Origin of the sequence: Dokdonella sp., from assembly GCF_039926425.1 — a bacterium.
Classification (GTDB): Bacteria; Pseudomonadota; Gammaproteobacteria; order Xanthomonadales; family Rhodanobacteraceae; genus Dokdonella_A.
Map to the genome: position 1 here is coordinate 1 of NZ_JBDSWZ010000016.1, position 9,315 is coordinate 9,315.

At 65.3% G+C, this 9,315-nt stretch carries 8 protein-coding genes; 1 reads left to right on the top strand and 7 read right to left on the bottom strand.

Annotated elements, in window-relative coordinates; genetic code table 11:
* Positions 1-15 precede the first annotated feature (15 nt).
* The 4 genes from ABIV12_RS00845 to ABIV12_RS00860 form a co-directional block, all read right to left on the bottom strand.
* Positions 16-747: an RES family NAD+ phosphorylase gene (locus ABIV12_RS00845; protein WP_348055255.1), complete on the bottom strand. Its 732-nt coding sequence runs from the start codon at positions 745-747 to the stop codon at positions 16-18.
* A 93-nt stretch (positions 748-840) separates the two neighbouring features.
* Positions 841-1,230, bottom strand: coding sequence for an antitoxin Xre/MbcA/ParS toxin-binding domain-containing protein (locus tag ABIV12_RS00850; RefSeq protein WP_348055257.1), 390 nt, complete (start codon positions 1,228-1,230; stop codon positions 841-843).
* Between the two features lie 80 nt (positions 1,231-1,310).
* Positions 1,311-2,540, bottom strand: coding sequence for a nucleoside recognition domain-containing protein (locus ABIV12_RS00855; protein WP_348055259.1), 1,230 nt, complete (start codon positions 2,538-2,540; stop codon positions 1,311-1,313).
* 118 nt (positions 2,541-2,658) lie between these two features.
* Entirely contained in the window at positions 2,659-4,416 is a 1,758-nt protein-coding gene (locus tag ABIV12_RS00860; RefSeq protein ID WP_348055261.1) for a hypothetical protein, read from the bottom strand.
* Positions 4,417-4,541: 125 nt separating this feature from the next.
* Here ABIV12_RS00860 and ABIV12_RS00865 point away from each other — a divergent pair, with 125 nt between their 5' ends.
* Positions 4,542-5,144, top strand: coding sequence for a DUF938 domain-containing protein (locus ABIV12_RS00865; RefSeq protein WP_348055263.1), 603 nt, complete (start codon positions 4,542-4,544; stop codon positions 5,142-5,144).
* An 86-nt stretch (positions 5,145-5,230) separates the two neighbouring features.
* On the opposite strand, the gene ABIV12_RS00870 is transcribed toward ABIV12_RS00865, so the two are convergent.
* The 3 genes from ABIV12_RS00870 to ABIV12_RS00880 are packed head-to-tail and all read right to left on the bottom strand — an operon-like array spanning position 5,231 to position 9,038.
* A complete protein-coding gene (locus ABIV12_RS00870; protein WP_348055265.1) occupies positions 5,231-7,534 on the bottom strand; it encodes a xanthine dehydrogenase family protein molybdopterin-binding subunit in 2,304 nt (767 codons plus the stop codon).
* On the bottom strand, positions 7,531-8,532 hold the full coding sequence (locus tag ABIV12_RS00875) for a xanthine dehydrogenase family protein subunit M (RefSeq protein WP_348055267.1): 1,002 nt from the start codon (positions 8,530-8,532) through the stop codon (positions 7,531-7,533). Before ABIV12_RS00875 ends, ABIV12_RS00870 begins: the two co-directional genes overlap by 4 nt.
* Positions 8,529-9,038, bottom strand: coding sequence for a 2Fe-2S iron-sulfur cluster-binding protein (locus tag ABIV12_RS00880; RefSeq protein WP_348055269.1), 510 nt, complete (start codon positions 9,036-9,038; stop codon positions 8,529-8,531). Before ABIV12_RS00880 ends, ABIV12_RS00875 begins: the two co-directional genes overlap by 4 nt.
* Positions 9,039-9,315 lie beyond the last annotated feature (277 nt).

Here is a 9,315-nt window from a genome sequence, read left to right on the forward strand (position 1 = left end):
ATGCAACCGGCATGCTCATGTCTTCGGCACCGGCTGCGGCGCGCCAACCTCCGCTGCATCGAACGCGATCCGGTCGGCACCGAGGTCCGTCTCCGCCAGCACGCGTTCGCGAGTGACCTTGATCAACCACGTTTGCTGTTCGAGCGGTTCACTCCCGCGGAACGCTTTTGGCGTCAGCACCGCGATGCACGGCCGATGCTGGGGATCTCGAACGGAGCGATACCGGATCAGCGCGACCCCGAGCATTCTCGCCTCGCGCGCAACCGCCTGGGTTGCAACGTAACTCCGCGGATTCTCCCAGTCCGCAGATCTGGACTGGAACGGTGCATCCGTGAGGACGAGCGCGGTTCCGGCAACGCTGGCGCGGATCGCAGTGTGCGGCACCGGCGGTAGATCGGGCGTGGACGGCGAGTCAGCCAGAAATCGCAGCCGCCAGTACGCAACTTCCGCGAGTGACGCGTGAACCGCCGAGGCACCGTACCAGACTCCGGGATCTCCGATTCCGCGGAAGCGCGAGCCTGCCGGTGGCGGCGCTGGATAACGAAACGGCGTTGCCAGCAGGTAGTGCAGCGATGCCGCATCGGCAGGCAGCGGCGGCTTGCTCGATTCGAGCAGGTCCTCGAGCAGCCGTTGCTCATCGAGTGTATCGACCAGGCGCATCGTCGAGGCACGATGCTGGGCTTCGACGACCCGCCATGGCTTTGCGGCGATACGCCGGATCGCGTTGCGCAACATGTCGATGTTCATGGATTCCGTGCCAGCGGTCGGTCACGCATGCTGGTGATCATCGGTCGCAGGACGCGCGACGCCAGGCTCGCACCGATTCCCGAGTTCCGCCCTTCAGAGCCTCGCCCGCGCACTATCAAGGTAGTGCAGCACGTGGATCAGCCCTTCCGCGCTGCGCAGGCGATCGAGCGGCTTCGCACCGGCGAACGCCGAATTGGCCGAGGTGAGCCAGGTTCGCGCAGCTGCGTCGTTGGAACCGACGATCGCATCGAGCGAGCGGAATACCCGCACCCACAGGCGGGTCAGTTCACCGGCCTTGCTGTGCGGATCGATCGGCGCATGCGCGGCGGCGGCCCGCGAAATCGTCGATGCGCTCACCCCGATGATCTCGGCGAGCGTGCGCTGTGGAACTTCGAGGAGATCGGCCGCGCGTAGCGCAGCCTTGGTCAGGACGCTCGCGGCATCGGCCGATGGCGTGATCTTGCGCGAAACGGATGCTTGCACGACGGCACTCCTGCGCTGTTTTTCTGTTGCAATATTATCGTTGTTCTATTGCACATGCAATTTTCTGGTGCCGGGACAAATCACCCGAAGAACCAGTAGCACACGCCAATGGACGCCAGGACGCCAGCGAGATCGGCGAGCAACGCACACCCGACCGCGTGACGCGTCCGCTGGATTCCGATCGCGCCGAAATACACTGCAAGCACGTAGAACGTGGTTTCGGTGCTGCCCTGCACGGTTGCCGCGAGCAGTGCGGCAAAGCTGTCCGGACCCTGCGTCTTCATCGTCTCGATCAGCAACGCGCGCGCTGCGCTTCCCGAGAACGGCTTCACCAGCGCGGTCGGCAGCGCATCGACGAAGCGCGTGTCGAGACCGATCGCCTGCACGCACCAGCGGATGCCATCGAGCGCGAAATCAAGCGCGCCCGACGCGCGCAGCACTCCGACCGCGCACAGCATCGCGACGAGGTAGGGCAGCAGACTCTTCGCGACGTCGAATCCCTCCTTCGCCCCGTCGACGAACGCCTCGTACACAGGCACCCTGCGCCATGCCCCGACGACCAGGAACGACAGCACGATCGCAAACAGGGTCAGGTTGCCGAGCAGGGAGGACAGCGGCGCAAGCGCCGCCGCTGACAACGTCGACAACGCCGCGATGAATGCGCTGAGCAGCACGGCGATCGACAACAGCCACACAAGCACGACGGGATCCCGCAGTTTCAGCTTCTGCATGAAGGCGACCGCAAGGAAACCGGTCAGGCTCGACGCACTGGTCGCCAACAGGATCGGAACGAACACGAGCGTCGGATCGTGCGCGCCAGCCTGTACGCGATACATGAAGATCGATACCGGTAACAGGGTCAGCGACGACGCATTGAGCACCAGGAACAGGATTTGTGCGTTGCTCGCAACCGTCGCGCTCGGATTCAGCGTTTGCAACTCGCGCATCGCGCGCAGTCCGATCGGCGTCGCCGCGTTGTCGAGACCGAGGACGTTCGCGGCAAAATTCAGCGTGATGAGGCCGACTGCCGGATGATCGCGCGGGACGTCGGGCATCAGGCGCGCGAACAATGGACCGAGTGCGCGTGCGAGAAGGTCGATCAACCCCGCGCGCTCGGCGATGCGCAGGAACCCGAGCCACAAAGTGAGCGTGCCAAACAGCAGCACCATCACCTCGACCGACAGGCGCGCCATGTCGAACAGGCTGCCGACGATGGCCGCGAACACGCCCGCGTTGCCGCCGACGAGCCACTGCGCCAGTGCGGCAACCGCAGCCGTCAGGAAGAAGCCGAGCCAAAGCCGGTTGAGCATGCGGAACCGCCGCGTGGAGCGGCCGCTAGGATCGCATACTCATCGCCGTCGAAAGCGAAAGCCTCAACCCCGACGAACACGACGAACATGCGCTCAAGCCGATCTTTTCCTGTTCGTCTCACTGCAACTCGAAGCCGGTTGCAAAGATCACATCATTGCCTGACGCACCGTTGATCGTCGCAACGCCATACGCGGGCAGCGTAAACGTCAGAGCGCCCGCCAACGGAGTCAGCGTCGAGGTTTGCCACAGGCTGCCATCGCTGCTGCGTGCCAATGAGTAGTCCGACGCTGCGGGCGGCAGCGCCGGCAGCGTGATCGTCACGGGCTCGGCCGACGCGCCGCCATTGAGCACGACCCAGGTGAGCGCATTGTCGGCGGCGTTCCAGTAGACGCTCGCGACCACGTTGCTGTTGCCGTCGACATCGACGCGCGCGCGCATCGCGCCGGGCCGGATGTCGCGCGCGTAGTGCTTGAACGCAACATACTTTGGCGAGTTGGCTCCAGCGTTGCCGTCGGTCAGCGTCTGCTCGCCGACCGCGCTTCCGTCGGCCATCTGCCAGTACACCCACGCGCTCTGGTCGCCGACCGCGAGCGCCTGATGGATGCGCAACGCAAGGCCGAACGCGCCCTGCCCGGGAAAGCCGGACACCGGTGCGAGCCACGCATTCGCTTCGCCTGAGGTCTCGGTCATCCACGAGCGCTTGCCGTGACTTGCGAAGCCTGCAACGTTGGCGGGAATGCCAGCGGCCGGACTCGCAGTCCACCCATTTCGCCACCACAGCCATTGCTGTGGCGTCGCATCCGCTGCGCTCGCGCCATCGGCGGCATAACCGTGAATGGCGAACAGCTTGATCGCGCTCTCGGCGGCCGGGTCGGCGCCGATGTTCTTCAGGTACTGCAGGTTCTTGTGGACCGGACCGCCGTATTCCCACATGCCGTAAGCGTCGCCGCCAAGCAGGTCTTCGGGGCCGATGATGCCGATGCCGGCGAGATCGGGGTATTGATCGAGTTCCGCGCGCACGCGCGTCAGCGCCGCAATGTAGTGCGACGACAGCGGATAGGTCGCGCTGTTGTAGAACGTTTCGAAATTGAGTTCGTTCTGGATACTGATCGCGTAGAACCTCACGCCGAAGCGGTTCTGGAAACCGCGCAGATATGCAGCAGTCGATCGCGCGAACTGTGTCAATGCACTGGTCGGGCCGTCGCCATCGTTGAACAGGGCGAGCGGCGTATCGGAGACATCGAGCTTGCCACCGGCGAAGTTCCCGGCCCAGACGAAGGGCCACGGCGTACCACCCACCGGAAGTGGATAGGCCGCATTGCCGATCGTGTTGCCCGACGAGATCTTGAGCCACGGCGCCGGCGACCAAAGCGAGCCGATCAGCTTGAATCCGCCGAGCGCAGCCGCGTGCGATTGACCGAGCTGGGCGAGGATGCCCGCACCGTGCGGACCCTCGGCTTCGTAGTCGAAGTGTGACGCGTTCGCGTCGATATCCGGTCCCATCACGACGATCGGCGCATTCCGCCCCGCGAATGTCCGCCCGTAATCGCCCGCGCCTGTGTATGTGCGCACGTTGTTGCCGTCGGGCCCGGGCAGCGCGGGGCTGTTGTGGAACCAGGGCGAGTTGTACGTGAAGTCGGACGTCGGCGACTTGAAGACCGGAACGAGGTCCATCCGCTCGATCGACAGCTGCGCGTCGCTGAAGTACAGATCCTGGAACCACCCCTCCTCGCTGACGGCGCCAGACAGGCAGGTGCCGAAACCGTCGATCCGCTGATACAGGTTCGGTGCATCGGTGAACGTCGTCAGCGTAGCGGCGAGGGACGACGAGACCCCAACGGCTGCGAGCACCAGTCCGGAGAACAGGCGGTTCATTCGCGCACTCCGGCCGGTCGGGGCCGCCATCGTACCGACTCCCGCGGCCGACGATCCGGACAACGGTCACATCCAGTGCGGCGCCGTCGGCTGACGTGGAAGATGCGCTCGTGCACACTGCCGGCATGACCGAAAAACCGTTCTCACCCGCAAGCCAGCGGAACCGGGCGCCGATCCTCGAAGTGCTTCGCGGATTCTTTTCCGACCGTACGCATGTGCTCGAAATCGGCGGCGGTACCGGCCAGCACGCTGTCCATTTCGCAGCCATGCTGTCGCACCTGACCTGGCAGAGCTCGGATCGCGCCGAGCATCTCCCCGGCCTGCGCTTGTGGCTCGACGAAGCGCGGCTCGCGAATACGCCGGCTCCGTTGCAACTGGATGTCGCGCGTGACGACTGGCCACGTGGCATGTTCGACGCCATCTTCAGCGCGAATACGTTGCACATCATGAGCTGGCCCGACGTCGAAGCCTTGTTCGCAGCGCTTCCGGCCGTGACGACACCGGACGCGAAGCTCGCGATCTACGGTCCGTTCAATGTCGACGGTCGTTTCACCAGCGACAGCAATGCAGCGTTCGATGCGTCGCTCAAGGCCCGGGTTCCGCACATGGGCATCCGCGACGGTGCCGATGTCGATGTCCTCGCGCTGACGGCGGGCTTCCATCTGGTTGATGATTTGCCAATGCCTGCCAACAACCGTCTGCGGATGTGGCAACGACGCTCGCGGTGAGTGCGCGGGACCAGCGGTAAGCGCCGTCGCCACCGGGGACCATTGACCCGCCGGCGCGGGTCGAGCCGGGTCGACGACGACGACGTCTAGTCTTCGCCAATCCCCGCCGCGAGCAGCTTGTCCAGCGTGATCGGCAATTCCCGGATGCGGATGCCGGTTGCGTTGAACACCGCATTCGCAATCGCCGCCGCGACGCCCGTGATCCCGATCTCGCCGATGCCGTGCAGGCCGAGGGGCGTATGAGGATCGGGGATGTCGTTCCAGATCACGTCGATTTCGGGGATATCCATGTGGACCGGCACGTGATATTCGGCGAGCGAAGGATTCATGAACCTGCCGCTGCGTTCGTCGAACAGCGCGTCTTCCATCAGCGCCATGCCGATGCCCATGATGATGCCGCCGCGGAACTGGCTGCGTGCGGTTTTCGGGTTGAGGATGCGCCCGGTATCGAACGACCCGAGCCAGCGTGTCACGCGCACTTCCCCGGTGATCGCGCTCACCCGCACTTCGCAGAACTGTGCGCCGTACGAGTGCATCGAGTATTTCAGGATCTCGGTCGGGGCCGGCGCGTCGGCGGCGCACTCGATGAAGCGCGTCCCGGCCTGGCGCAGCAGGTCTTGGTAACGTTCGCCCCGACCGCCGGCGTCCTTCAGATACAGGCCGCCGTCGCGCATTTCGACATCATCCACGCCCGCGCCGGAAAGCGGCGAACCGTCGGTGGCCAGTTCGAGCAGATCCTTCACCAGCGTTGCGCACACCGCGAGAATCGCAGCGGCGATACTCGCGCTCTGGCACGATCCCCCGGCGAGCGGACTTTTCGGCATCGCCGCGTCGCCGTAGTCGAAACGCACATGATCGAGCGGCAACCCCAGTCGCTCCGCCGCATGCTGCGCCTGCACCGTCGCGGTGCCCATCCCCATTTCATGCGCTGCCGCACGAATGACCACATGGCCATCGTCGCCGAGGCGCAGTTGCGCCGATGCGGGCCGCCGATAGTAGGGATACGTCGCAGTCGCAACGCCGTGACCGATCAGCCATTCGCCATCGCGCCGTGCGCGTGGAACCGGATTGCGGTTCGACCAGCCGAACCGCTCCGCCCCGCGTCGGTACGCCTCAAGCAGATGGCGCGACGAGAATTCGGTGCCTTTTTCGGGATCGCGCACCGGCTCGATCCGCCGACGCAACTCGACGGGGTCGAGCGCCATGGCGTGACCGAGTTCGTCGAGCGCCGATTCCAGCGCGAACGTGCCGACCGACTCGCCCGGCGCCCGCATCGCGGTGTTGGCAACCATGTCGAGCAGCACGACTTTCTGCTGCAGATAAAGGTTGTCGGTGGCGTACAGATGCCTCGCCGGAAACGTGAACTGCTCCGGGAACGAATTGTGCGACGTGACTGCGGTGGTGCCGGTGTGGATCAGCGCAGCGAGTGTTCCGTCGGCGTTCGCACCGAGTGCGACGCGCTGCTCGGTCAACGTGCGTCCGCCGGTTGCCCGGAACACGTCTTCGCGCGACAGCATCAGCCGGACCGGCCGACCGACGAGCTTCGCGGCGGCGACACACAGAAGCGTATGGTTCCACACGCCCTTGCTGCCGAACGCGCCGCCGACGAACGGTGCAAGAATCCGCACGTTGTCCGGCTTCAACGAAAATGCCTTGGCGATCGTGTAGCGCGAAGCCTGCAGCGTCTGCGATGCATCGTGGATCACGAGTGCATCATCGGCCTCCCAATGCGCGGTCGTGACGTGCAGTTCGATGGCGCTGTTGTAGTGGCGCAGCGTGCGGTAGATCCGGTCGACGCGCGTGGTTGCGTTTCGCAACGCGGCTTCCGCATCGCCGTGGCGCACGTCGGGTGACTGGCCGAGGATGTTCTTCGGCATCTCCGCGTCCGGAACCATTGCCTCAAACGCGAGGTCGGCGGGTTCGGCTTCGTAGTCGATGACGATCAGCGACGCCGCGTGATCCGCGGCTTCCTGCGTCTCGGCCAGCACGACCGCCACCGGTTGCCCGTTCCAGCGAACGCTGTCGTCCTGCATCACCGGCAGATCACTCATCGCGGCGCCGTTCGGATCCCGGACCATCGCTGGCGGTGCGTCCATGCGCGGACAATTGGCGTGGGTCATCACGTCGACGACACCGCTCACGCGGCGTGCGGCCGCGGTCTCGATGGAGCGGATGCGACCGCGCGCGATCGTGCTGCAAGCAAGCGACGCAAACACGAGTCCGTCGATCGTCACTTCGGCGGTGAACCGCGCCGTCCCGATCACCTTCACCGGTCCATCGAGTCGCGATACCGGCTGGCCGACCGTGCGATGGGCGCCGATCAGGGGATCGGCCGGTTTGTCCGGCAGCAGTTTCACGACCGTTTCCATTGCCTTCTCGATCAGGCTCATGCGCGCGGCTCCGTGGTCGACGACAGTTCGGCCAGCGTCGCGACAATGACGCGCCTGGCGAGCTCGATCTTGAATGCGTTGAGCGACAGTCCGACAGCGGGTTCGAGCTCCCGCGCCGCGGCGCGCGCGAAGTTCGCGGTGGTCGGGTGCTGACCCTTCAGCGCGTCTTCGGCGAGCGTTGCCCGCCACGGCTTGTGCGCGACGCCGCCGAGCGCAATGCGCACATCGCGGATCGTGCCGTTGGCCGGGTCGATGTCGAGTGCTGCAGCGACCGAGACCAACGCGAACGCATAACTCGCGCGGTCGCGCACCTTTCGATAGATGGAGTGGGCCGCGAATGCGAGCGGCGCCAGTTCGATTGCAGTGATGAGCTCACCGGACGCGAGGTCGGTCTCGACCTCCGGCGTGTCGCCCGGCAGCCGGTGAAGATCGACCATCGCAATGGTCCGCGTGCCGGATGCGCCACGCACATGCACCTCGGCGCCGAGCGCCGCCAGCGCCACGCCCATGTCCGACGGATGCGTCGCGACGCAACTCGGCGATGCGCCGAGGATCGCGTGCATGCGGTTGAATCCGTCGACCGCATCGCATCCCGAACCGCGGGAACGCTTGTTGCAGCGTGCCGCACCGTCGAAGAAATACAGACAGCGCGTTCGCTGCAGGAGATTGCCGCCGACCGTCGCCATGTTGCGGATCTGCCCGGATGCGCCCGCCAGAATCGCGCGAGCGAGCACCGGATAGCGTTCCCGCACCAGACGATGTTCGGCGACGGCGGTGTTGGTCGCCGCGGCGCCGATCATCAATGCTCCGTCGTCCCGCAGCGTGATCTGCGCGTCCAGTCCGCTGACGTCGACAAGGAGGTCCGGCCGCTCGATCGTTTCGCGCATCAGGTCGACCAGATTCGTTCCGCCGCCGAGGTAGCGCGCATGCGTCCCCGCCGCGAACAACGTCGTCGCGGTCGCGCTGTCGGCCGCACGTTCGTAACGGAATTCGTTCATTCCGTCACCTCGGCGCGATACGTCTGTTCGATTGCGTCGACGATGCCGTTGTAGGCACCGCAGCGGCAGAGGTTGCCGCTCATCCGCTCGCGCAGTTCGTCGGGCGACAGATCGATCGTGGTGTTGCGCAGGTCGGTGGTCATCGCGCTCGGTACGCCGCGCTTGAGTTCGCCGATCATCCCGAGTGCCGAACAGATCTGCCCAGGCGTGCAGTAACCGCACTGGAAACCGTCGCGCTCGATGAAGGCGGCCTGCAATGCATGGAGCGAACGGGTCGACGCGACGCCTTCGATCGTCGTGATGGCGCGTCCCTGGTATTTCACCGCCAGCGCGAGGCACGCGTTGATGCGCTCGCCGTCGACGAGCACGGTGCAGGCTCCGCATGCCCCCTGGTTGCAGCCCTTCTTGGTGCCGCTCAGCCCGAGATGGTCGCGCAGCAGATCGAGCAGCGAGGTGCGGATGTCCGCTTCGCACTCGTAGGTTTTGTCGTTGATCAGGAACTGCATCGGCGAATGCTCCGGGCGATGGCCCTCGGACGTGAAACGGGAATGTGGCAATGACTCGGGCTGTCGAGCCCTTCGGGCGTCCGCGCGAGCGACATACGATCAGAGGCGTCATCCCCCGAACGCGGGAACGCTCGGACGCGGTGCCGGGAGGCATTGGGAGCGTTCGTGACGCAACAATCGCTGAACGCTCCAGCCAGGGATCACCGACCTGACGGCTCGATGGGCGCCGTGTCATGCATTCCCGTTGGTTGGCGACTGCAGACAGAGAGGAACTTCC

Coding starts and splice junctions, on each gene's coding strand:
- ABIV12_RS00880 (WP_348055269.1), bottom strand. CDS start 9,038: ATGCAGTTCCTGATCAACGACAAAACCTACGAGTGCGAAGCGGACATC.
- ABIV12_RS00875 (WP_348055267.1), bottom strand. CDS start 8,532: ATGAACGAATTCCGTTACGAACGTGCGGCCGACAGCGCGACCGCGACG.
- ABIV12_RS00870 (WP_348055265.1), bottom strand. CDS start 7,534: ATGAGCCTGATCGAGAAGGCAATGGAAACGGTCGTGAAACTGCTGCCG.
- ABIV12_RS00855 (WP_348055259.1), bottom strand. CDS start 2,540: ATGCTCAACCGGCTTTGGCTCGGCTTCTTCCTGACGGCTGCGGTTGCC.
- ABIV12_RS00845 (WP_348055255.1), bottom strand. CDS start 747: ATGAACATCGACATGTTGCGCAACGCGATCCGGCGTATCGCCGCAAAG.
- ABIV12_RS00860 (WP_348055261.1), bottom strand. CDS start 4,416: ATGAACCGCCTGTTCTCCGGACTGGTGCTCGCAGCCGTTGGGGTCTCG.
- ABIV12_RS00865 (WP_348055263.1), top strand. CDS start 4,542: ATGACCGAAAAACCGTTCTCACCCGCAAGCCAGCGGAACCGGGCGCCG.